Raw genomic sequence first — 20,710 nt, forward strand, 5'->3', positions numbered from 1 at the left:
GCGCCTCTCAGATTTGCCCGAAGTCTGTTCATTTCTCTTCCGGCATTGCGTACTGACGGACCAGCGGAAGCAATTCATCCATCTTTTTCTCTACGGCAAGCCTGCCTGCCTCAATGGCCTCTTCCGCCCGATGAAAATCCAGGGTGGAAATCTGCGGGCAGAAAGGCTGTATCAGCACATCCGGCGGATCGCCGGCCATCCGGTTGCGCTTGACTCTGTTTTCGAGCACCTGAATCGAGGTAGTCATAATTTCCATCGCTCCCGGCGTTTGATTAACTTTTTTCTGGGCTAGCTCGCTCAGTTTTTGTCGCAGCTTGCCGCGCCAGCCATCGGCAGCAGCGGGCAGCTTCACGGTTTGTGGCGTAACGGAGAGTAAGTTTTGCTGCATCAGATGCGCGTCGTGCTGTAAATCGACGGCGATAACGATATCGGCGCCCAGCGCACGGGTTAAAGAAATGGGCACGGGATTGACGACGGCACCGTCCACCAGCCAGTAGCCGTTCCAGGCGACCGGCGAAAGCAGACCCGGCATACTGCATGAGGCGCGAATGGCCTGATGAAGATCCCCTTCCGTCAGCCAGAGTTCGCGTCCGGTACTGAGATTGGTGGTGACGGCGCCAAACGGCAGGCTGCAAGCCTCAATATGCGTATGCGGCAGCAGGCGACGTACATGGCTGAACACGCGCTCGCCGCGCAGCAGGCCGCCTCGCCGCCAGGAGAAGTCCATCAGGCGCAGCACTTCCCAATAGCTGAAACCCTGCACCCAACCGGCGAGAAGAGGAAGACGTTGACTGGCATAAGCGGCGCCGACAAGCGCTCCCACGGAGCAACCTGCCACCACATCAATCCTGATGCCGGCTCGTTCCAGCGCCTCAATCACGCCGATATGAGCCCACCCTTTGGCTGCACCCGATCCCAGTGCCAGCCCAATCTTAACCTGTCTCATTCCACCTCTGGTGTTTGCTTAACGAACCAATGGCGCCACTCACACAGCTCGGTTACCATGACGCCCAAAACTCACTCTGCTTTTTATTATCCTCTGGAGACAACGTGTCTGAATCCTGCCCATGCTGTAGCGGATTGGAGTATAGCTTATGTTGCCAGCCCTGGCTCAATGGTGACGGCATTCCCCCTACGCCGCAAGCATTGATGCGCTCGCGCTATACCGCTTACGCCAAAGGCGATGCCGATTACCTGATTGCCACCTGGCATCCTGACTGCGATGCCGCGCGCTTCCGCGAGAGCCTGGAAGAGAGCTTTGCCGTGACCAGATGGCTTAGTTTACATATAGTTGAGGCACAAGCACCAGGGGATAATGCAGAAGGCTACGTCACCTTCTTCGCCCGTTTCTCTGAAAATCAGCGCAACAGCTTTATTCATGAGCGTTCGCGCTTTCTTCGTCTGGCGCAACGCTGGTATTATGTTGACGGAACCTTCCCCGAAACAGGGCGAAACGACCGATGCCCGTGCGGCTCCGGAAAAAAATTTAAAAAATGTTGTGGCCAGTAATGGTCCCCCGCATTCCCTCAGAATTGCTTTGACAGGATTACCATCGCAATGCAAGCGCAAACACTACAACGAAAAGTTTTACGAACCATTTGCCCTGATGCCAAAGGCCTGATCGCCAAAATCACCAGCATTTGTTACCAGCACGAGCTGAACATCGTGCAGAACAATGAGTTTGTCGATCATCGCACCGGCCGCTTCTTTATGCGCACCGAGCTGGAAGGCGTTTTTAACGACGCCGCGCTGCTGGCCGATCTGGACAACGCCCTCCCTGCCGGATCGTTCAGAGAGCTGAACGCAGCGGGCCGTCGCCGCGTGGTGATCCTGGTGACGAAAGAAGCGCATTGTCTGGGCGATCTGTTAATGAAGAGCACCTATGGCGGTCTGGACGTTGAAATCGCGGCGGTTATCGGCAACCACGAAACGCTACGGACGCTGGTCGAACGCTTTGATATTCCGTTTATTCTGGTGAGCCACGAAGGCCTGACGCGGGAAGATCACGACAATAACATGGCGGCGGAGATTGACCGTTTTCAGCCTGATTATGTGGTGCTGGCCAAGTATATGCGCGTGCTGACGCCTGCTTTTGTGCAGCGCTATCCTAATCAGATTATCAATATCCACCACTCGTTCCTGCCTGCCTTTATCGGCGCGCGGCCTTATCACCAGGCCTACGAGCGTGGTGTGAAGATTATCGGGGCTACCGCGCACTACGTTAATGACAATCTGGACGAAGGCCCGATTATCATGCAGGACGTCATCCATGTGGATCACACCTACACGGCGGAAGATATGATGCGTGCGGGACGTGACGTAGAGAAAAATGTGCTGAGCCGCGCGCTTTATCAAGTGCTGGCGCAGCGCGTATTTGTCTACGGCAATCGCACTATCATTCTGTAAAGGTTAAAGACTGCTGTTTTGTCGGACAAAGCAGCAGTCAGAATAAAAAAGCGGCAAACGGCTCGTCATTGCTGAATCCGGGCTTTACAGCGGGCCAGCATTTGATATGATGCGCCCCGCTTCAGCAAGCAGGAAGCAAGGCCAGTGGTGGGGTTCCCGAGCGGCCAAAGGGAGCAGACTGTAAATCTGCCGTCATCGACTTCGAAGGTTCGAATCCTTCCCCCACCACCATTTCCAACTTATGTTGGTTCGGCGTTTAAGCACGCTCTGTCATATTCCCCGCGGGGAAGGATGAGAAGCTTCGACCTCGAAGGTTTGACCCGAAGGGCACGGAACGCAGTGACGTGAATCCTTCCTGCACAGCAGCACAAGTTAGTTTGCACCATTTCCAACTTATGTTGGTTCGGCGTTTAAAGCCAACAAGTAGTACGCTTCCCCTGGTGGGGTTCCCGAGCGGCCAAAGGGAGCAGACTGTAAATCTGCCGTCATCGACTTCGAAGGTTCGAATCCTTCCCCCACCACCATTTCAGACCTCTTTGAATCCCAATGTTTAAGCACATTCTTCCAGATCCCCCACGGGGAAGGATGAGAAGCTTCGACCTCGAAGGTTTGACCCGAAGGGCACGGAACGCAGTGACGTGAATCCTTCCCGCACGATGCCATCCTCAGCACCACCATTTCAAACCTCTTTGAATCCCAATGTTTAAGCACAATCTTCCAGATCCCCCACGGGGAAGGATGAGAAGCTTCGACCTCGAAGGTTTGACCCGCAGGGCACGGAACGCAGTGACGTGAATCCTTCCCGCACGATGCCAACCTCAGCACCACCATTTCAGACCTCTTTGAATCCCAATGTTTAAGCACAATCTTCCAGATCCCCCACGGGGAAGGATGAGAAGCTTCGGCCTAATCCTGTAAAGATGTATCAATAAAGTCACGGCGCGCGTTTTTTAAATGCCTTTGGCAAGCGGGATTGATGAAGAATGCCGACCACGGTCACCCCTTCAGGGTTCGGCACGAAAAAGATATAGTGTCTCTCATAAGGCCAGCTACGCACTCCCGGCCAGGTATTATCACTGGCGTCTTCGCCAATGCCGGGATTATCCGCAAGCCTTTGTATAGCAAGACGCATCCCTGTCAAATACGCCTTTGCAGTTTCACGGTTCCAGGTCTCCATTGAATAAGCTTTAATCTCTTCCACGTCCTGCTTTGCATCATCCGTAAGCGTATACTTTCCCATTACAAATCCTTCATGAGCTCATCAAATACGGCTTCGCCATCCTGAACCTGGCCGGCTTCCATCTGCGCAATCGAATGGGCCAACCTTGTGCGTAAGGCTTCCAGTTTCAGCTGTTCGATGACCTCATAATCTGCGGCAGAAACAACAACAACGGCAGGACGACCGTTACGGGTTATGCTGACTGGCTCGCGCTGTGCTTTGGTCATCAAATCACCAAACTGCGTTTTAGCCTGATTGGCGGTAAAACTTAACATAGACGTTCCTCATGGGATAAATGGTGCGGATCGAACGATTCGAGTGAAGATAGAATAACCGAAAACACGACGCCACTCTTTTTTTGACAAACTCGCCTCTGCTCTGAAGATAAGCCTGTCTGTCGATAGAGTAAAAGCGCGTTAATGACAGCCCGCGCCCGATTCTGCTACCATCCGCACATCTTTTTTCCCGCCACCGGGTGCAGTTATGAAATTCGTCTCTTTTAATATCAATGGGCTGCGCGCCCGCCCTCATCAGCTTGCCGCCCTCGTCGAGCAGCACCAGCCGGACGTCATCGGGCTACAGGAAACCAAAGTCCACGATGACATGTTTCCGCTCGAAGAAGTCGCCAGCCTGGGCTACAACGTGTTTTACCACGGACAGAAAGGCCACTACGGCGTCGCGCTGCTGACTAAAAGCGAGCCGGTAGCGGTACGTCGCGGTTTTCCCGGTGACGATGAGGATGCGCAGCGCCGCCTGATTATGGCGGATATCGCCAGCCCAATCGGCAATATTACCGTGATCAACGGCTACTTCCCTCAGGGCGAGAGCCGCGATCATGCGACAAAATTCCCGGCAAAAGAGAAGTTTTACCGCGATCTGCAAAGCTATCTGGAGCAGGAGCACCAGCCCGGTAATCCTGTACTGATTATGGGCGATATGAATATCAGCACGACCGATCTGGATATTGGTATCGGCGAAGAGAGCCGCAAGCGCTGGCTGCGCACCGGCAAATGTTCCTTCCTGCCGGAAGAGCGGGAATGGATGGATCGCCTGCTGAACTGGGGCCTGGTCGATACCTGGCGCGCGCAGAATTCTGACATCAACGATCGCTTCTCGTGGTTCGATTACCGTTCTAAGGGCTTCGATGACAACCGGGGCCTGCGTATCGATCTGCTGCTGGCAAGCCAGCCGCTGGCCGAGCGCTGCGTAGCAACCGGCATTGATTACGATATCCGCAGCATGGAAAAGCCTTCCGACCACGCGCCCGTCTGGGCCGAATTCCGCTTCTGATGGCGGCTGAACGGCTTGACGTAGTGGCCGCGCTGATTGTACGTCAGGGGAAAATTTTGCTGGCGCAGCGCGGCCCGCATGGCGATCAGGCCGGCCTGTGGGAGTTTCCGGGCGGCAAAGTGGAGGCAGGCGAAAGCCAGCCTCAGGCGCTGCAAAGGGAACTGAAAGAGGAGCTGGGCATTGAGGCCGCTATCGGTGGCTATATCGCCAGCGAAAGCCGGGAAGTCAGCGGGCGGCAGATCCATCTGCACGCCTGGCTGGTAGAAGCCTTTACCGGTGAACCCGGGCTTAACTGTCATCAGGCGCTCGCCTGGTGTTTGCCGCAGGAAGCAATGCGTTACGAGCTGGCGCCAGCGGATATTCCCTTGCTGGCCGCCTGGCTCGCACAGATTACTTAATGGTCTGCCAAATCAGATTATTGGTGCCGTAAGATTTTTCATCGCGGCTGCACTGCAACAGCACGCCTTCCATCTTCACTACCGAGCCTTCCGTATAGCTGCGATTTTGATAGGTACAGCAGCGCAGGCACGGCGGCTGATTGTTCTGCCCCTGCGTCCACGCTTCCGGCGGCATATCCACCATCACATCGGCATTGACGCCGCCGCCCTGCGGCGGTTCCTGCTCATAATCGCCGTGGCCGGTGCTGAGATGCATGCCGCCTGCCGCATACAGCGGAGCACAAACCAGCAGCGCGACCGTGACTAAAATGCTTTTCATCGCTTAATTCCCCTTCGCTTTCGCCGCCTTACGCTGCGGCTTTTTACGGTTACCCGCCGGTGATGGAAGGCCACGGAACGCGTGCGCAGCGGGCTGCTGTCGCGCCTGATCGATCAGAGTATAGAGCGTCCCCACCAGCGGCTGCATAAAGTCCTGGTAGCGACACTGCTTCTCACTGATTTTGGTCAGCGTGGATTCCCACTGGGCGGTCATATCCGGACGCGCCGCCATTTCCGGCAGCGAGTGGATCAGCGCGCGCCCGGCGGGAGTCGCATTGATGTAACGCCCTTTCTTAATCAGGAAAGCGCGTTTAAACAGCAGTTCGATAATCCCGGCGCGCGTCGCCTCTGTTCCTAAACCATCGGTCGCACGCAGCACTTTCTTTAGATCTTTATCCTGAACAAATCGCGCAATGCCGGTCATGGCCGATAACAACGTGGCATCGGTAAAGGCACGAGGCGGCTGAGTCTGCTTGCTGACCACCTCTCCGCTTTCGCACAATAGCTCATCGCCTTTCGCCACTACGGGCAGCGGCGTGCCGTCGTTTTCCTCGTCCCGCTCTTTGCTGCCCAGCAGCGCGCGCCAGCCCGCTTCGGCAAGAAAGCGCGCTTTGGCGATAAATTTCCCGCCCGCGATGTCCAGCTCGATCACGCATTTACGGTAAATGGCATCGGGACAGAACTGCATCAGATACTGCGTGGCGATCAGGCGATAGATATTCGCTTCGTTTTCCGTCAGCCTCACCTGCCCGCTGCGCGCCGTAGGAATAATAGCGTGGTGCGCATCCACCTTCTTATCATCCCAGCAGCGGTTGCGGCGATCGCTGTCAAAATCGGCTGGCGGCGTGAGTTCTGGCTGATGCGCATTGATGGCGTTGAGCACAGCATGCCTGCCGGCAAAATGCTCATCGGGCAGATAGCGGCTGTCCGAACGCGGATAGGTGATGAGCTTATGCGTTTCATAAAGTTTCTGACAGGTATCCAGCACCGTTTGCGCGCTCAGGCCAAAGCGCCTGGCCGCTTCTATCTGTAAAGAAGAAAGCGAGAAAGGCAGCGGCGCGGTGTCGTTCTCGCGCTTGTCGTTATAGCTGGTCACGTGCGCTGGCTGGCCGCCGATACGCGCGACTACGTGCTCGGCGAGCTGGCGATTAAGCAACCGTCCTTCTTCATCCTGATGCGGCTCGCAGGCTTCGCTCGGCTGCCAGGTAGCGACAAAGCGCTCATCCTTCGGCGTGACGATATGCGCCTTTACCTCAAAGAAATCTTTCGGCACGAAATTCTCGATCTCTTCATCGCGCCGTACCACCAGCCCAAGCACCGGCGTCTGCACGCGCCCGACCGACAGCACGCCATCGTAACCGGCATTACGGCCCAGCAGCGTATAGGCGCGGGTCATATTGATGCCGTAAAGCCAGTCCGCCCGCGCCCGCGCCAGCGCCGATACGCACAGAGGGATAAATTCGCGGTTCTCCCGCAGACGATCTATCGCCCTTGAAACGGCCTGTGGGTTCAGATCGTTGATCAGGCAGCGCTGTACCCGCTCGCGCTTCTGCGGCGGCAGCGCCAGATAGTCCAGTACTTCGTCCACCAGCAGCTGCCCTTCTCTGTCCGGGTCGCCCGCGTGTACCACGTCGCTGGCTTTCTCCAACAGCGTTTTAATGACGTTAAGCTGCTTTGCTACGGAAGGACGCGGCTGGAGGCGCCATTTTTCCGGCACGATAGGCAGGTCGGCCAGCGACCAGCGCGCATAGCGGCTATCGTAGCTGTCGGGCTGCGCCTGCTCCAGCAGGTGACCGACGCACCAGGTCACTACATCATCGCTGCCGCAGGCGATATAGCCGTCGCCCCGACGATGCGGCTTGGGTAGAACGTCCGCAATCGCGCGAGCGAGGCTGGGTTTTTCGGCAATAAACAAACGCATCCGGCGATGGCTTCCTTCAGGGGATAACAGTGGGTAGATGGTAGCGTTTTCAACAGACGGTGATAAGCGTTTCACCGTCCGTTCGCTTATTATCCCGGCAAAATGACGGTCAGGCGACTATTCTGCCTTTTTTGAAGGTGACAATCTGTCAGAAATAGCTGACAAAAGGCGTTGTATCGGGCGGAACAAGCGTGGTGGAGGATTTCAACTGCGGCGTGCCTAAATAAAGAAAGCCGACGATGGCGTCCTGCTCGCGGCAGTTAAACGCCTCGCGCACGGCCTGATGCTCGGTCCAGGCGCCACTACGCCAGATGCCGTTAAAACCTTGCGCCACGGCCGCCATCTGCATCGCCATCACCGCGCAGCCGGCGGACACCACCTGTTCCCAACGCGGCACCTTATGGTGCTCTTCACAATGGGCCACCACGGTGATAATCATCGGCGCGCGAAACGGCGACTGCTTAGCCTTCTCAATCGCTTTCGGCTCCATATTGTCGTCACGCGCGGCTTTTTCCAGCAGCTGGCTGAAGCGGTCGCGTCCTTCGTTCTCTACAACAATAAAACGCCACGGTTGCAGCGTGCCGTGATCGGGCGCGCGCATCCCGGCGCGGATGATATTTTCCAGCGCTTCTCCGGCGGGCGCAGGTTCGCTTAAACGTGAGGCGGAACGACGGTTGACTACCAGATCCAGTGCGTCCATAACTTACTCCTGATAAGAATGCTAAGCAGCTGAAGCTAGCACAGGATGATGATTTGTTACAGCATTCCGCTTTTTCCTGCTGACAAGTTTGCCCCTGCTCTTTAGGATGTCACCATCCCGACCCGGCACGGGCTGGTTTCCGTCGATTTTCCGGGTTTATTATCGCGATTATGGAGAGACTATGCGCACTTTGTGGCGAGCGATCGCTGGCGTTTTTAAATGGGCCTGGCGCCTGCTGAATTTTATTCGGGAATTTATTCTTAATCTTTTCCTGGTGCTGCTGATTTTGATCTGCGCCGTGGTCTATTTTCAGTTCACCAAATCTTCCGCGCCTGTGGAAACGCAGAAAGGCGCGCTGGTGGTCGACCTTGCCGGTGTGATTGTCGACAAGCCTTCGGTCAGCAATAAGCTCAGCAAGATTGGCCGCCAGCTGCTTGGCACCAGCAGCGATCGGCTGAAAGAGAATTCGCTGTTTGACGTCGTGGACGCGATTCGCCAGGCGAAAAGCGATGCCAATATTACCGGCATGGTGCTCGATCTGCGCGATTTCGCCGGGGCCGATCAGCCCTCGCTGAGCTATATGGGCAAAGCGCTGCGCGAATTCCGCGACAGCGGCAAACAGATTTACGCCACGGGCGACAGCTACAGCCAGGCGCAATACTACCTCGCCAGCTTCGCCAATAAGATCTATCTGTCGCCGCAGGGCACGGTCGATTTACACGGTTTCGCCACCAACGGGCTTTACTACAAAACGCTGCTGGACAAGCTGAAGGTCAGCTCGCATGTTTTCCGCGTCGGCACCTATAAGTCGGCGGTAGAGCCTTTCCTGCGCGATGATATGTCGCCTGCCGCGCGTGATGCGGACAGCCGCTGGATTGGCGAGCTGTGGCAAAACTATCTTAATACTGTCGCTGCCAATCGCCAGGTAACGCCGCAGCAGCTGTTCCCGGGCGCACAGGGCGTGCTTGATGGCCTGCAGAAAGTAGGCGGCGATACCGCGCGCTATGCAAAAGATAACAAACTGGTGGATGAACTGGCTTCTCGTTCAGTCGTGGATGCGCAGCTGGGCAAAGTTTTCGGCTGGGACAAGCAGGCGCAGGACTTTAACGGCACCAGCATCTACGATTACCCGCTGAAGGACAAACCGGTGGCCAACGGCAATATTGCCGTCATCATGGCTAACGGCGCGATCATGGACGGCGAGGAAACGCCGGGCAACGTCGGCGGCGATACCACCGCGCTGGCTATTCGCAAGGCGCGCCTGGATGACAAGGTCAAGGCGATTATTCTGCGCGTCAACAGCCCTGGCGGCAGCGTCAGCGCGTCTGAAACCATTCGTGAGGAGCTGGCGGCGGCCAAAGCGGCAGGCAAGCCGGTCGTGGTGTCGATGGGCGGTATGGCGGCTTCCGGCGGCTACTGGATCTCTACGCCGGCGAATTACATTATTGCCAGCCCGAGCACGCTGACCGGCTCTATCGGTATCTTCGGGGTGATCAATACGGTTGAAAACTCGCTGGATGCGATTGGCGTCCATACCGACGGCGTGGCGACTTCGCCGCTGGCGGACGTGACGACGACCAAAGCGCTGCCGCCGGAAGTGCAGCAGCTGATGCAGCTGAGCATTGAAAACGGCTATAAAAACTTCCTGGGTCTGGTAGCCAGCTCGCGGGGCAAAACGCCGGAGCAGATCGATCAAATCGCTCAGGGCCACGTCTGGACAGGCAGCGACGCCAAAAGCAATGGCCTGGTCGACGCGCTGGGCGACTTCGACGACGCGGTGGCGAAGGCGGCGGAGCTGGCGCATCTCAAGCAATACCAGCTGAACTGGTATCAGGATGAGCCGGGCTTTATGGATCTGCTGTTCAGCCAGATGGACGCTTCCGCACGTGCGGCGCTGCCCGAGGCGCTGCAAGCGTATCTGCCTGCGCCAATGTATGACGTAATGGCCGCGATGAAAAATCAGCCGGGCCTGCTCGACAACCTGAACGACCCGCAGAATCGCTATGCGTTCTGCCTGACCTGTAGCCAGGTCAAATAAGCCGAAAGCAGCCCGCTGGTCGGGCTGCTTTTCCCGGTTTTTCCCCTTATACTGCCCTCTTTTTCAAGCCTGAGTAATCACATGCAAAAAAAATCCATCTATGTAGCCTATACCGGCGGCACCATCGGGATGCAGCGTTCCGAGCATGGCTATGTGCCCGTTTCTGGTCATCTGCAAAATCAGCTGGCGAAGATGCCGGAATTCCATCGTGCCGAAATGCCGGATTTTACTATTCACGAGTACCAGCCGCTGATCGACTCTTCCGATATGACGCCGCAGGACTGGCAAACGATTGCGGATGATATTCAGGCTAATTATGACAACTACGACGGTTTCGTGATCCTGCACGGCACCGATACCATGGCGTTTACCGCCTCCGCGCTCTCTTTTATGCTGGAAAACCTGGCCAAGCCGGTAATTGTGACAGGGTCACAGATCCCGCTGGCGGAACTGCGTTCCGACGGTCAGCAAAACCTGCTTAATTCGCTGTTTGTCGCGGCTAACTATCCTATTAATGAAGTCGCCCTTTTCTTCAATAATCAGCTTTATCGCGGTAACCGCACTACTAAAGCCCATGCCGACGGCTTTAACGCTTTTGCCTCGCCTAACCTGGCGCCCCTGCTGGAAGCGGGTATCCATATTCGTCGTCTGAACACGCCTCCGGCTCCTGGCGGCCAGGGACCGCTCATTGTGCGCTCGATTACGCCTCAGCCTGTCGGCGTTGTCACGATCTATCCGGGAATTTCTGCCGACGTGGTGAGCAACTTCCTGCGCCAGCCGGTAAAAGCGCTGATCCTGCGCTCCTACGGGGTTGGCAATGCGCCGCAGAATCCGGCTTTCCTGAAAGAGCTGCAAGAAGCTTCCGATCGCGGCATTGTCGTGGTGAACCTGACGCAATGTATGTCCGGCAAGGTAAACATGGGCGGCTATGCGACGGGGAACGCGCTGGCGCTGGCGGGCGTGGTAAGCGGCTACGATATGACCGTGGAGGCAACGCTGACCAAGCTGCACTTCCTGCTCAGCCAGAACCTTTCCAGCGATGAAGTTCGCCAGCAAATGCAGGTGAATTTGCGCGGTGAGCTGACTCCTGACGAAAAGTGAGATAAGCATGAACCAGGCCCTGATCCTGATCGATCTGCAAAATGATTTTTGCCCCGGCGGCGCGCTGGCCGTGAAGGACGGCGACAGCACCCTCGCCGTCGCTAACCAATATGCGGCAGAATTTCATCGGCTTCAGCGGCCGGTGGTGGCAACGCTGGACTGGCATCCGGCTAACCACGGCAGCTTTGCGTCAGTGTCGGGGCAGTCAGTGGGCACGCTGGGCGAACTGGACGGCCTGCCGCAAATAGGGTGGCCGGATCATTGCGTGCAGCATAGCGCAGGCGCAGAGCTGCACCCTGAGCTGGATCGGCGCTATCTGACCACACAGATTTATAAAGGCGAGCAGCCGCTTATCGACAGCTATAGCGCATTTTTCGATAACGGCCACCGCAACAAAACAAGGCTGGATAGCTGGCTGAAAAGTCGGGGCGTCACCAGCCTGACGATGATGGGCCTGGCGACGGACTACTGTGTAAAATACAGCGTGCTGGACGCGCTGGCGCTCGGTTATCAGGTTCAGGTCGTCGCCGCAGGCTGTCGGGGCGTAAACCTGTCACCGCAGGACAGTGAAATCGCGCTGGCAGAAATGGCGGCTAAAGGCGCAGTCATTATTTAAACCGCGCCGCAGACGCTGCCTCGTTCGGCGTCGCATCCATGCAGCTTTTAGTCACCAGGCTAAGAGGGCCTGCTCGCCCGGTTATCAATACGTAGCCGAGCTTTATCACGATATCAAACGATGTTAGTGCAGCCTGATAGGCGTGATGTCGTCATCGATGCCAAATTCCTCTTTCAGCTGTTTCTTGCTTTTGGTCACCATCTCGCCGCCCTTGCCCACGCTCATATGCTGCGGCTCGTCGTTGTGACGCGCCTGCCATAGCATCACCAGCTGCAGGCTATTCTCTTTCTGCTCCGGTGTCAGGGCCACGCCGTCGGCCCATTTACCGGTTTCTACCGCCGTAGCCAGACGCTGATAAACCTCGGGCGTCATGGCAGCAATGATCTCATCCAGCTCCATAACGTCTATCCTTTAATCTGAGTGCCATCTTCATCGGTGAAACTTAATGAAGCGGAGTTGACGCAGTAGCGCTCGCCTGTCGGCTGAGGGCCGTCGGGAAAAACGTGCCCCATATGGGCATCGCAGGTACCGCAACGGATCTCGATTCGCTGCATCCCGTGCGAGTCATCTTCCAGATAGCGGATGGCGTCATCGCTGTAGGGCTGATAAAAACTCGGCCAGCCGCAGCCGGAATCATACTTGGTGCCGGACAGAAACAGCGGCGAGTTGCAAACGAGGCAGTGATAAATCCCTTCGTGCTTGTTATGCAGCAGCTTGCCGGAGTACGGCGGCTCTGTCCCGCGCTGCTGAGTGACGTAGCGCTGCATTTCGTTTAGATCGGTTTCAGGTTTCAGTGGGCGTTCGGCCATATCAGGTATCTCTGGCAAAGTGGTCTGAAGATTTCTACATTCTAACAAATGCATAACAACGTCAGGGGATTTTTCATGCTCAGGCGGAGTCTGAAAGTAAGCAGGCAATGAAATTGTGACCTGGATCACCCTTTAAAATCCCGACCCCTTTATATTCGGGCCGAATGCCCCAAACTAAAGGTAAGACGCTCGTCGCGGAAGGCGTTTTCAGGCGATTATTCCTGCTCCAGGGTTTGATTTGTCGCAACTATTGAAGCGATTCCGCTTGACGCCTGATAAGGTTTTTGTAATTTTACAGCCAACCTTTTATTCACTAACAACAGCTGGTGGAATATATGACTATCAAAGTAGGTATCAACGGTTTTGGCCGCATCGGTCGCATCGTTTTCCGTGCTGCTCAGCAGCGTTCTGACGTAGAAATCGTTGCAATCAACGATCTGCTGGACGCCGAGTACATGGCTTACATGCTGAAGTATGACTCTACTCACGGTCGTTTCGACGGCACCGTAGAAGTTAAAGATGGCCATCTGGTTGTTAACGGCAAAACCATCCGTGTTACCGCTGAAAGAGATCCAGCTAACCTGAAGTGGGACGAAGTCGGTGTTGACGTGGTTGCCGAAGCAACAGGTATCTTCCTGACCGACGAAACCGCTCGTAAACACATCCAGGCTGGCGCGAAGAAAGTTGTTCTGACCGGTCCTTCCAAAGATGACACCCCAATGTTCGTTATGGGTGTTAACCACAAGGCGTATGCTGGCCAGGAAATCGTGTCTAACGCATCCTGCACCACCAACTGCCTGGCACCGCTGGCAAAAGTTATCAACGACAAGTTCGGCATCGTTGAAGCGCTGATGACCACCGTTCACGCTACCACCGCTACCCAGAAAACCGTTGACGGCCCGTCTCACAAAGACTGGCGCGGCGGCCGTGGCGCATCTCAGAACATCATCCCATCTTCTACCGGCGCAGCTAAAGCGGTAGGTAAAGTGATCCCTGAGCTGAACGGCAAACTGACCGGTATGGCTTTCCGCGTACCTACTCCTAACGTTTCCGTGGTTGACCTGACCGCGCGTCTGGCTAAGCCTGCTTCTTACAAAGAAATTTGTGAAGCTATCAAGGCAGCGGCTGAAGGCGAGCTGAAAGGCATCCTGGGCTATACCGAAGACGAAGTGGTTTCTACCGATTTCAACGGCGAAACCCTGACTTCCGTATTCGATGCTAAAGCCGGTATCGCACTGAGCGACACCTTTGTTAAGCTGGTTTCCTGGTACGATAACGAAACCGGTTACTCTAACAAGGTTCTGGATCTGATCGCACATATCGCAAAATAATCGCGATTAGCTGATTCTGAGGGCGACTGCGGTCGCCCTTTTTTTTCGCTGAATAACAGGAGCTCCGATGAACGAAAAACTTTTTTCGCTGCCCGTAGCCGACCAAATCACGCCCTATATTTCACTGCGCTTAATGGGCGAGCTGCCCGTAGTCGTTATCGCGCATCCGAAGGTGCGCGCGGCGGTGACGCTGCAGGGCGCGCAGCTGGTTGCCTGGCAGCCCAGCGGCGAGAAACCGGTTATCTGGCTGAGTGAGAAAACGGCGTGGACGTCCGGCAAAGCCATTCGCGGCGGCGTGCCCGTCTGCTGGCCATGGTTTGGCCCGGCCGGCGAACCGGCGCACGGCTTTGCCCGCTCGCTGCCCTGGACGCTGTCGGCGCACGACGAGAACGAAGAAAGCGTGATGCTGACGCTGACGCTGGAAAGCAGCGAGCAGACGAAAAAATTCTGGCCGCACGATTTTACGCTGTTTGCCCGTTTCCGCTTCAGCGATCGCTGTGAAATTGAGCTGGAAGCGCACGGCGACTTTCAGGCCACCGGTGCCCTGCACACTTACTTTGCCGTTGAGGATATCGCGGGCGTAGAGGTGAGCGGACTGGGTCAGCCTTATATCGATAAGGTAAAAGAGAATGCTGAAGGCCGTGCCGAAAACGGCAGGCAAACCTATCCTGACCGCGTCGATCGCATATTTACCCAGCCGGAAGATTGCAGCACTATCCACGATACGGCGGGTAACAGGATCATAGAGGTTTATCATCACTATCATAGTGACGTTGTCACCTGGAATCCCGGCCCGGCGCTTTCGTGCAGCATGAGCGATATGGCAAACGAAGGCTATAAAAGCATGGTATGCGTGGAAACGGCTCACGTGACGCAGCCCATGGTCAGCGCGGGCGAGTCTCCGGCCCGGCTGGCAACCACGATTAAAGTGCGTAAACGCGCTTAGTGAAGACGGCGGGCCCAATGCCCGCCTGCGGTTCTACACCACGTCCAGCGGCATTTTGCGATTGGGCGGCGGGAAAGCTTCGTTGATTAACGCCAGCTCCTCATTGCTTAACACAACTTCCAGCGCGGCGGCGTTTTCAGCCACGTGCTGCAGCGAACTGGCTTTAGGGATCGCCATCACGCCTTCTTTGCGAATAACCCAGGCCAGCAGCAGCTGCGCCGTCGTAATGCCCTTTTGTTGTGCAATATTGTTCAGAACAGGATGGGTCAGCAAATCGTGCCGCAGTCGGCCAGCCTGCGCCAAAGGGCAATAGGCCATTACCGGGATCGCATGCTGCTGGCAGTCCGGCAATAAATCATATTCAATGCCGCGCGAAGCCAGATGGTAAAGCACCTGATTAGCCGCGCAGGCGTTGCCCCCCTCTTCGGCCAACAGTTCTTTTAAGTCGCTACTGTCAAAATTTGACACGCCCCAGCGTCGAATTTTGCCTGCCTGCTGTAGCTTTTCCATCGCCGTGATGGTTTCTTCCAGCGGAACAGTGCCGCGCCAGTGGAGAAGATAAAGATCGAGATAGTCAGTTTGCAGACGACGTAAGCTGCGTTCGCAGGCTTCTACGGCATCCACTACGCCCGCGTTCCACGGATAAACTTTTGAAACCAGCCAGGCGCTGTCGCGACGGCCGCGCAGCGCTTCGCCTACCACCTCTTCCGCGCCGCCGTCCGCATACATTTCAGCGGTATCAATCAGCTTCAGCCCGTGCTCAAGGCCGGCCTGCAATGCCGCGACTTCCTGGCCTCGCTTGCTGCTTTCCTCGCCCATATACCAGGTTCCCTGGCCGATAGCCGGTACGCTCTGGTCGGAGAAAGTTACGGTTTTGGTCATCATGCCCTCCTGCACTGTTTCAGATCGCCATCATGATGCAAAAGGGCGCTGAGCGCCCTTTTATGATGCAGCCTTAATTAAAAGGTGTAGCTGATGCCGGTCCAGACGCTGACCTGAGAATCTTTGTCCACCATCGGGCTGTCTTTGACCTCGTCGCTCAGGCGCGTATAGCGACCGGCAACCGTGGCGTTCCAGCTCTGATTAATCGACCAGGCAGCCGTCAGCTCCAGGTAAGGGTTCCAGCTGTCGTCGGCCTCGTAGCTGCGCAATCCGCTACGGCGCGATTCATTCTTAGAAATGCCATAATAGTAATCGTTCTGGTTTTCGCTGCTGTAGAGCGCGCCGATGCCCGGCGTCAGGCTGAAATCGCCGAAGTGGAAGCTGTAGAGATAAGTCAGATCCCAGATATAGCCGTCGCTGTTATCCAGCATATCGCCAGCCAGCACCGTCCTGATCGTACCCCAGTCAGCCGTATGGCGATAAGCCAGGCCGCCCATCAGCGTCATATGACGCTTATCCAGCGCTTTCAGCTGTTTATTGTCGGTATCATCGGGATCGAAGTTCTGCGGCGAGCCCAACACCGTCAGCGACAGCTGATCCTGTAAATCTTTCCAGAGGTAGTAGCCCGCCGTCAGGCTGCGCACATAAAAGCTGTCGCCTTCATAGTTAATGACCGGTACCGGGTAATAACGATCGTCACCACCTTTGTAAGGGCTTTGGCTGTAAATCACCGAGGCGCCAAGCGTTAACGGATTAGCATGAGCTACGCCAGCGGTAAAACAAACGGGTAAAAGCGCGGCAAGCGCGCTAACTTTGAAATAGTTCACAATTAATTCATTCCATAAATATAACAATCAGCAGAGTGAGTTTATCAGTGTTACATCATTTGTTTAAAATTTTAAAGATTCTGCCGCACGCAGAATCAACTTTAACGCTGCCAGCGCCTGAAGATACCAGGCGTGCTTATTTACAAAATCCCGCCAGCCCGCATCAGGCAAGGGGCAGCGCTAAGATCAATTCTGACTTTGTTATTGAAATTGCATCAGAAATGCGAGGAGGTTCAGGAAATTTCCTGAATGCCAACTAAGCTTTAATCAAAGACGCTAAGTTTGAAGAGCAGAGTAACCATCTTTGTTGTGTATCCCGATTAGAAGTCAGGTTGGCATAAGGGTTGCTGTACTCATTATAAGTTCCTTCAGGGGCTTTCCCTCATTAGGCTCCTGGTACCTGTGCTAAAAACGAAAGGACGGGCATCGCTATGAATATATTCGATCACTATCGTCAGCGTTATGAAGCTGCCAAGGACGAAGAGTTCACACTGCAGGAATTTCTTACCGTTTGCCGGCAAGATCGTAGTGCATACGCCAACGCGGCAGAAAGGCTATTAATGGCTATTGGTGAGCCAATAATGGTCGATACTGCTCAGGAGCCACGCCTTTCCCGACTGTTTTCCAATCGCGTCATTGCACGCTATCCCGCCTTTGAGGAGTTTTACGGCATGGAGGAAGCGATTGAGCAAATCGTTTCTTATCTGAAGCATGCCGCGCAGGGGCTGGAGGAGAAGAAACAGATCCTCTATCTGCTGGGCCCGGTGGGCGGCGGTAAATCTTCGCTTGCCGAGCGTCTGAAATCTTTGATGCAGCGCGTACCCATTTACGTGCTCAGCGCCGACGGCGAACGTAGCCCGGTCAACGATCATCCGCTGTGCCTGTTTAACCCGCAGGAAGACGCCAATATCCTTGAAAAAGAGTACGGCGTGCCGCGGCGTTACCTCGGCACCATTATGTCGCCCTGGGCGGCCAAACGGCTGCATGAGTTTGGCGGCGATATCTCCCGCTTTAAAGTTGTAAAAGTCTGGCCGTCGATTCTGGAACAGCTCGCCATTGCCAAAACCGAACCGGGCGATGAAAACAATCAGGATATTTCCGCGCTGGTGGGTAAAGTGGATATCCGCAAACTGGAGAACCACGCACAGAACGATCCGGACGCCTATGGTTACTCTGGCGCGCTGTGCCGAGCTAACCAGGGGATTATGGAATTCGTAGAGATGTTTAAAGCGCCAATCAAGGTGCTGCATCCTTTACTGACGGCGACCCAGGAAGGTAACTATAACGGTACCGAAGGGATTTCCGCCCTGCCTTTCAACGGCATCATTCTGGCGCACTCCAACGAATCAGAATGGGTGACCTTCCGTAATAACAAAAACAACGAGGCGTTTCTTGACCGTGTTTATATCGTCAAGGTGCCTTACTGCCTGCGCGTGTCGGAAGAGATCAAGATCTACGACAAGCTGCTTGACCACAGTGAGCTGACGCACGCGCCATGCGCGCCCGGCACGCTGGAAACGCTGGCGCGCTTCTCCATTCTTTCTCGCCTGAAAGAGCCGGAAAACTCCAGCACCTACTCGAAAATGCGCGTCTATGACGGCGAAAGCCTGAAAGATACCGATCCAAAAGCTAAATCCTACCAGGAATACCGTGATTACGCCGGGGTCGATGAAGGGATGAACGGTTTATCCACCCGCTTCGCCTTTAAAATCCTGTCCCGCGTGTTTAACTTCGATCATACCGAAGTTGCCGCCAACCCGGTGCATCTGTTCTACGTGCTGGAGCAGCAGATTGAACGCGAACAGTTCCCGCAGGATTTAGCCGAAAAATACCTTGAGCACCTGAAAGGCTATCTGATCCCGAAATATGCCGAGTTTATTGGCAAAGAGATCCAGACTGCCTACCTGGAATCTTATTCAGAGTACGGTCAGAATATCTTTGACCGCTACGTAACCTATGCCGATTTCTGGATCCAGGATCAGGAATACCGCGACCCGGATACCGGCCAGCTGTTCGACCGTGAATCGCTGAATGCGGAGCTGGAAAAAATCGAGAAGCCTGCCGGGATCAGCAATCCGAAAGACTTCCGTAACGAAATCGTCAACTTTGTGCTGCGTGCCCGTGCCCACAACAGCGGGCGTAATCCAAACTGGACCAGCTATGAAAAACTGCGCACGGTAATCGAGAAGAAAATGTTCTCGAATACCGAGGAACTGCTGCCGGTTATTTCGTTCAATGCCAAAACGTCCACGGATGAACAGAAAAAACATGATGATTTCGTCGACCGTATGATGGAAAAAGGCTATACCCGCAAGCAGGTTCGTCTGCTGTGCGAATGGTATCTGCGCGTGAGAAAATCATCCTAAACCCGACTTCATAAATGCATTCCCGTGGGTCAGCAAACCTGGCCCAACGGCAACGTTGTTTGGGGGAATTATGGCCTATTTTATCGATCGGCGTCTTAACGGTAAAAACAAAAGCGCGGTGAACCGTCAGCGCTTTTTACGCCGCTATAAGTCGCAAATCAAACAGTCGATCTCCGAGGCCATTAATAAGCGTTCGGTAACCGACATTGAGAGCGGCGAGTCAGTTTCTATCCCCGTTGATGATATCAACGAACCGGTATTTCATCAGGGCCGTGGCGGCCAGCGCCATCGCGTGCATCCCGGCAATGACCATTTTGTGCAAAACGATCGTGTCGAACGCCCTCAGGGAGGCGGCGGCGGTGGCGGTAGCGGACAGGGCAATGCCAGTCAGGATGGCGAGGGCAAAGATGAATTCGTCTTTAATATCTCTAAGGATGAGTATCTGGATCTGTTATTTGAAGATCTGGCCCTGCCGAACCTGAAAAAGAATCAGCATCGTCAGCTGAACGAGTACAAGGTGCATCGCGCCGGCTTCACCTCTAACGGCGTGCCGGCAAATATCAGCGTGGTGCGTTCGCTCCAGAACTCGCTGGCGCGGCGTACGGCCATGACAGCCGGGAAGCGGCGAATGCTGGGCAAGCTGGAGGCCGCGCTGGAAGCCGTGCAGAAAGCCGAACCGGCCCAGCTGCTGGAAGAAGAACGCCTGCGCCAGGAGATTGCCGACCTGCGCGCCCGTATTAAACGCGTGCCCTTTATCGATACCTTTGACCTGCGCTATAAAAACTTTGAGAAGCGTCCCGAACCGTCCAGCCAGGCCGTGATGTTCTGCCTGATGGACGTTTCCGGCTCCATGGATCAGGCCACCAAAGATATGGCTAAACGCTTTTATATTCTGCTCTATCTGTTCCTGAGCAGAACCTATAAAAACGTTGAGGTGGTCTATATTCGCCACCATACGCAGGCGAAAGAAGTGGACGAGCAGGAGTTCTTCTACTCGCAGGAAACGGGGGGCACTATTGTTTCCAGCGCCCTGAAGCTGATGGATGAAGTGGTGAAAGAGCGTTACGATCCGGCGCAGTGGAATATTTATGCTGCTCAGGCTTCCGATGGCGATAACTGGGCGGACGATTCACCGCTCTGTCATGAAATCCTGGCTAAGCATATTTTGCCGGTAGTGCGTTATTACAGCTACATCGAAATTACCCGCCGCGCCCATCAGACGCTGTGGCGCGAGTACGAGCATTTACAGGCGATGTTCGACAACTTTGCTATCCAACATATTCGTGAGCCGGAAGATATTTATCCGGTATTCCGTGAGCTTTTCCACAAGCAGGCGGAAAACGCCTGAAAGTAGTGATAAATCAGTCAGCATTTCGGGCTGGCTGATTTTCTTACCCGCTTAGCAACATTCAGCGCTGCCTGAAGCCGCCTTTCAACCCCGGGCTATTTACAGCTTTGGCAAAATGACGTGCCGGGCCGGGCAACGTACTTATGCCTGGGTCAGGCAGCAGCCTTCTGAAAAAACCTTGCTCCTGAAGAGTG

22 protein-coding genes and 2 tRNA genes are annotated in these 20,710 nt (G+C 55.2%); 14 read left to right on the forward strand and 10 right to left on the reverse strand.

Annotation, left to right across the window (positions count from 1 at the left end):
- Positions 1 to 28: 28 nt before the first annotated feature.
- Positions 29 to 946, reverse strand: a complete 918-nt coding sequence (gene rssA, locus AB3U87_RS00785; RefSeq protein ID WP_369894655.1) for a patatin-like phospholipase RssA — start codon at positions 944 to 946, stop codon at positions 29 to 31.
- 104 nt (positions 947 to 1,050) lie between these two features.
- Between rssA and AB3U87_RS00790 the strand changes: the two genes are divergently transcribed.
- From AB3U87_RS00790 to AB3U87_RS00805, 4 genes are all read left to right on the forward strand, one after another.
- On the forward strand, positions 1,051 to 1,509 hold the full coding sequence (locus AB3U87_RS00790) for a YchJ family protein (protein WP_253453771.1): 459 nt from the start codon (positions 1,051 to 1,053) through the stop codon (positions 1,507 to 1,509).
- Between the two features lie 48 nt (positions 1,510 to 1,557).
- On the forward strand, positions 1,558 to 2,406 hold the full coding sequence (gene purU, locus AB3U87_RS00795; RefSeq protein ID WP_394148085.1) for a formyltetrahydrofolate deformylase: 849 nt from the start codon (positions 1,558 to 1,560) through the stop codon (positions 2,404 to 2,406).
- A 146-nt stretch (positions 2,407 to 2,552) separates the two neighbouring features.
- Positions 2,553 to 2,637 (forward strand) — tRNA-Tyr (locus AB3U87_RS00800).
- A gap of 208 nt (positions 2,638 to 2,845) precedes the next feature.
- A tRNA-Tyr gene (locus tag AB3U87_RS00805) sits at positions 2,846 to 2,930 on the forward strand.
- A gap of 410 nt (positions 2,931 to 3,340) precedes the next feature.
- Here AB3U87_RS00805 and AB3U87_RS00810 read toward each other — a convergent pair.
- Complete coding sequence (locus tag AB3U87_RS00810; protein ID WP_253453769.1) at positions 3,341 to 3,646, reverse strand: type II toxin-antitoxin system RelE/ParE family toxin; 306 nt, start codon at positions 3,644 to 3,646, stop codon at positions 3,341 to 3,343.
- Positions 3,646 to 3,900, reverse strand: coding sequence for a type II toxin-antitoxin system Phd/YefM family antitoxin (locus AB3U87_RS00815; protein ID WP_253453767.1), 255 nt, complete (start codon positions 3,898 to 3,900; stop codon positions 3,646 to 3,648). The genes AB3U87_RS00810 and AB3U87_RS00815 overlap by 1 nt, the downstream gene beginning before the upstream one ends.
- 208 nt (positions 3,901 to 4,108) lie before the next feature.
- Here AB3U87_RS00815 and xthA point away from each other — a divergent pair, with 208 nt between their 5' ends.
- Together xthA and AB3U87_RS00825 are read left to right on the forward strand one after the other, a co-directional pair.
- Positions 4,109 to 4,915, forward strand: a complete 807-nt coding sequence (gene xthA / locus AB3U87_RS00820) for an exodeoxyribonuclease III (protein ID WP_253453765.1) — start codon at positions 4,109 to 4,111, stop codon at positions 4,913 to 4,915.
- Positions 4,915 to 5,313, forward strand: a complete 399-nt coding sequence (locus AB3U87_RS00825) for a pyrimidine (deoxy)nucleoside triphosphate diphosphatase (RefSeq protein ID WP_253453763.1) — start codon at positions 4,915 to 4,917, stop codon at positions 5,311 to 5,313. Before xthA ends, AB3U87_RS00825 begins: the two co-directional genes overlap by 1 nt.
- Here AB3U87_RS00825 and AB3U87_RS00830 read toward each other — a convergent pair.
- The 3 genes from AB3U87_RS00830 to AB3U87_RS00840 form a co-directional block, all read right to left on the reverse strand.
- Complete coding sequence (locus tag AB3U87_RS00830) at positions 5,306 to 5,569, reverse strand: YnjH family protein (RefSeq protein ID WP_369894824.1); 264 nt, start codon at positions 5,567 to 5,569, stop codon at positions 5,306 to 5,308. The two genes, AB3U87_RS00825 and AB3U87_RS00830, sit on opposite strands and share 8 nt — an antisense overlap.
- Before the next feature lie 66 nt (positions 5,570 to 5,635).
- Positions 5,636 to 7,552 carry a DNA topoisomerase III gene (locus AB3U87_RS00835; RefSeq protein WP_253453760.1) on the reverse strand — a complete coding sequence of 639 codons (1,917 nt, stop codon included), beginning with the start codon at positions 7,550 to 7,552 and terminating at the stop codon, positions 5,636 to 5,638.
- A 148-nt stretch (positions 7,553 to 7,700) separates the two neighbouring features.
- Positions 7,701 to 8,252 (reverse strand): NAD(P)H nitroreductase, encoded by a 552-nt coding sequence (locus AB3U87_RS00840; RefSeq protein ID WP_301252746.1) that lies wholly within the window; start codon positions 8,250 to 8,252, stop codon positions 7,701 to 7,703.
- Between the two features lie 181 nt (positions 8,253 to 8,433).
- On the opposite strand from AB3U87_RS00840, the gene sppA reads away from it, so the two are divergent.
- From sppA to pncA, 3 genes are all read left to right on the forward strand, one after another.
- The gene (gene sppA / locus AB3U87_RS00845) at positions 8,434 to 10,290 is read left to right on the forward strand and encodes a signal peptide peptidase SppA (RefSeq protein ID WP_253453755.1); all 1,857 of its coding nucleotides are present in this window, start codon (positions 8,434 to 8,436) and stop codon (positions 10,288 to 10,290) included.
- Between the two features lie 81 nt (positions 10,291 to 10,371).
- On the forward strand, positions 10,372 to 11,391 hold the full coding sequence (gene ansA, locus AB3U87_RS00850) for an asparaginase (RefSeq protein ID WP_253453753.1): 1,020 nt from the start codon (positions 10,372 to 10,374) through the stop codon (positions 11,389 to 11,391).
- Positions 11,392 to 11,398: 7 nt separating this feature from the next.
- A complete protein-coding gene (gene pncA / locus AB3U87_RS00855; protein ID WP_253453750.1) occupies positions 11,399 to 12,007 on the forward strand; it encodes a bifunctional nicotinamidase/pyrazinamidase in 609 nt (202 codons plus the stop codon).
- A gap of 123 nt (positions 12,008 to 12,130) precedes the next feature.
- Here pncA and AB3U87_RS00860 read toward each other — a convergent pair whose 3' ends face one another.
- Complete coding sequence (locus AB3U87_RS00860; protein ID WP_253453748.1) at positions 12,131 to 12,406, reverse strand: YeaC family protein; 276 nt, start codon at positions 12,404 to 12,406, stop codon at positions 12,131 to 12,133.
- A 5-nt stretch (positions 12,407 to 12,411) separates the two neighbouring features.
- On the reverse strand, positions 12,412 to 12,816 hold the full coding sequence (msrB, locus tag AB3U87_RS00865) for a peptide-methionine (R)-S-oxide reductase MsrB (protein ID WP_394148090.1): 405 nt from the start codon (positions 12,814 to 12,816) through the stop codon (positions 12,412 to 12,414).
- A gap of 335 nt (positions 12,817 to 13,151) precedes the next feature.
- On the opposite strand from msrB, the gene gapA reads away from it, so the two are divergent.
- Positions 13,152 to 14,147 (forward strand): glyceraldehyde-3-phosphate dehydrogenase, encoded by a 996-nt coding sequence (gene gapA / locus AB3U87_RS00870; RefSeq protein WP_199746355.1) that lies wholly within the window; start codon positions 13,152 to 13,154, stop codon positions 14,145 to 14,147.
- 67 nt (positions 14,148 to 14,214) lie between these two features.
- Positions 14,215 to 15,093 carry a D-hexose-6-phosphate mutarotase gene (locus AB3U87_RS00875; RefSeq protein WP_253453746.1) on the forward strand — a complete coding sequence of 293 codons (879 nt, stop codon included), beginning with the start codon at positions 14,215 to 14,217 and terminating at the stop codon, positions 15,091 to 15,093.
- 33 nt (positions 15,094 to 15,126) lie between these two features.
- Here AB3U87_RS00875 and AB3U87_RS00880 read toward each other — a convergent pair whose 3' ends face one another.
- The gene (locus tag AB3U87_RS00880) at positions 15,127 to 15,975 is read right to left on the reverse strand and encodes an aldo/keto reductase (protein ID WP_301252801.1); all 849 of its coding nucleotides are present in this window, start codon (positions 15,973 to 15,975) and stop codon (positions 15,127 to 15,129) included.
- A 77-nt stretch (positions 15,976 to 16,052) separates the two neighbouring features.
- Positions 16,053 to 16,802: a MipA/OmpV family protein gene (locus AB3U87_RS00885; RefSeq protein WP_394148092.1), complete on the reverse strand. Its 750-nt coding sequence runs from the start codon at positions 16,800 to 16,802 to the stop codon at positions 16,053 to 16,055.
- A gap of 47 nt (positions 16,803 to 16,849) precedes the next feature.
- Between AB3U87_RS00885 and AB3U87_RS00890 the strand changes: the two genes are divergently transcribed.
- The 3 genes from AB3U87_RS00890 (at position 16,850) to AB3U87_RS00900 (ending at position 20,516) form a co-directional block, all read left to right on the forward strand.
- Positions 16,850 to 17,062, forward strand: coding sequence for a hypothetical protein (locus AB3U87_RS00890; protein WP_253453740.1), 213 nt, complete (start codon positions 16,850 to 16,852; stop codon positions 17,060 to 17,062).
- 171 nt (positions 17,063 to 17,233) lie between these two features.
- Positions 17,234 to 19,168, forward strand: coding sequence for a protein kinase YeaG (gene yeaG / locus AB3U87_RS00895; RefSeq protein WP_125287770.1), 1,935 nt, complete (start codon positions 17,234 to 17,236; stop codon positions 19,166 to 19,168).
- A 70-nt stretch (positions 19,169 to 19,238) separates the two neighbouring features.
- The gene (locus AB3U87_RS00900; RefSeq protein WP_394148093.1) at positions 19,239 to 20,516 is read left to right on the forward strand and encodes a YeaH/YhbH family protein; all 1,278 of its coding nucleotides are present in this window, start codon (positions 19,239 to 19,241) and stop codon (positions 20,514 to 20,516) included.
- The last annotated feature ends 194 nt before the right edge of the window (positions 20,517 to 20,710 follow it).

Origin of the sequence: Erwinia plantamica (assembly GCF_043420595.1) — a bacterium.
Classification (GTDB): Bacteria; Pseudomonadota; Gammaproteobacteria; order Enterobacterales; family Enterobacteriaceae; genus Erwinia; species Erwinia aeris.

Excerpts from the sequence above, each read along its gene's own strand:
- rssA (WP_369894655.1), bottom strand. The coding sequence starts at position 946 with ATGAGACAGGTTAAGATTGGGCTGGCACTGGGATCGGGTGCAGCCAAA.
- purU (WP_394148085.1), top strand. The coding sequence starts at position 1,558 with ATGCAAGCGCAAACACTACAACGAAAAGTTTTACGAACCATTTGCCCT.
- AB3U87_RS00810 (WP_253453769.1), bottom strand. The coding sequence starts at position 3,646 with ATGGGAAAGTATACGCTTACGGATGATGCAAAGCAGGACGTGGAAGAG.
- AB3U87_RS00815 (WP_253453767.1), bottom strand. The coding sequence starts at position 3,900 with ATGTTAAGTTTTACCGCCAATCAGGCTAAAACGCAGTTTGGTGATTTG.
- xthA (WP_253453765.1), top strand. The coding sequence starts at position 4,109 with ATGAAATTCGTCTCTTTTAATATCAATGGGCTGCGCGCCCGCCCTCAT.
- AB3U87_RS00825 (WP_253453763.1), top strand. The coding sequence starts at position 4,915 with ATGGCGGCTGAACGGCTTGACGTAGTGGCCGCGCTGATTGTACGTCAG.
- AB3U87_RS00830 (WP_369894824.1), bottom strand. The coding sequence starts at position 5,569 with ATGCATCTCAGCACCGGCCACGGCGATTATGAGCAGGAACCGCCGCAG.
- AB3U87_RS00835 (WP_253453760.1), bottom strand. The coding sequence starts at position 7,552 with ATGCGTTTGTTTATTGCCGAAAAACCCAGCCTCGCTCGCGCGATTGCG.
- AB3U87_RS00840 (WP_301252746.1), bottom strand. The coding sequence starts at position 8,252 with ATGGACGCACTGGATCTGGTAGTCAACCGTCGTTCCGCCTCACGTTTA.
- sppA (WP_253453755.1), top strand. The coding sequence starts at position 8,434 with ATGCGCACTTTGTGGCGAGCGATCGCTGGCGTTTTTAAATGGGCCTGG.
- ansA (WP_253453753.1), top strand. The coding sequence starts at position 10,372 with ATGCAAAAAAAATCCATCTATGTAGCCTATACCGGCGGCACCATCGGG.
- pncA (WP_253453750.1), top strand. The coding sequence starts at position 11,399 with ATGAACCAGGCCCTGATCCTGATCGATCTGCAAAATGATTTTTGCCCC.
- AB3U87_RS00860 (WP_253453748.1), bottom strand. The coding sequence starts at position 12,406 with ATGGAGCTGGATGAGATCATTGCTGCCATGACGCCCGAGGTTTATCAG.
- msrB (WP_394148090.1), bottom strand. The coding sequence starts at position 12,816 with ATGGCCGAACGCCCACTGAAACCTGAAACCGATCTAAACGAAATGCAG.
- gapA (WP_199746355.1), top strand. The coding sequence starts at position 13,152 with ATGACTATCAAAGTAGGTATCAACGGTTTTGGCCGCATCGGTCGCATC.
- AB3U87_RS00875 (WP_253453746.1), top strand. The coding sequence starts at position 14,215 with ATGAACGAAAAACTTTTTTCGCTGCCCGTAGCCGACCAAATCACGCCC.
- AB3U87_RS00880 (WP_301252801.1), bottom strand. The coding sequence starts at position 15,975 with ATGACCAAAACCGTAACTTTCTCCGACCAGAGCGTACCGGCTATCGGC.
- yeaG (WP_125287770.1), top strand. The coding sequence starts at position 17,234 with ATGAATATATTCGATCACTATCGTCAGCGTTATGAAGCTGCCAAGGAC.
- AB3U87_RS00900 (WP_394148093.1), top strand. The coding sequence starts at position 19,239 with ATGGCCTATTTTATCGATCGGCGTCTTAACGGTAAAAACAAAAGCGCG.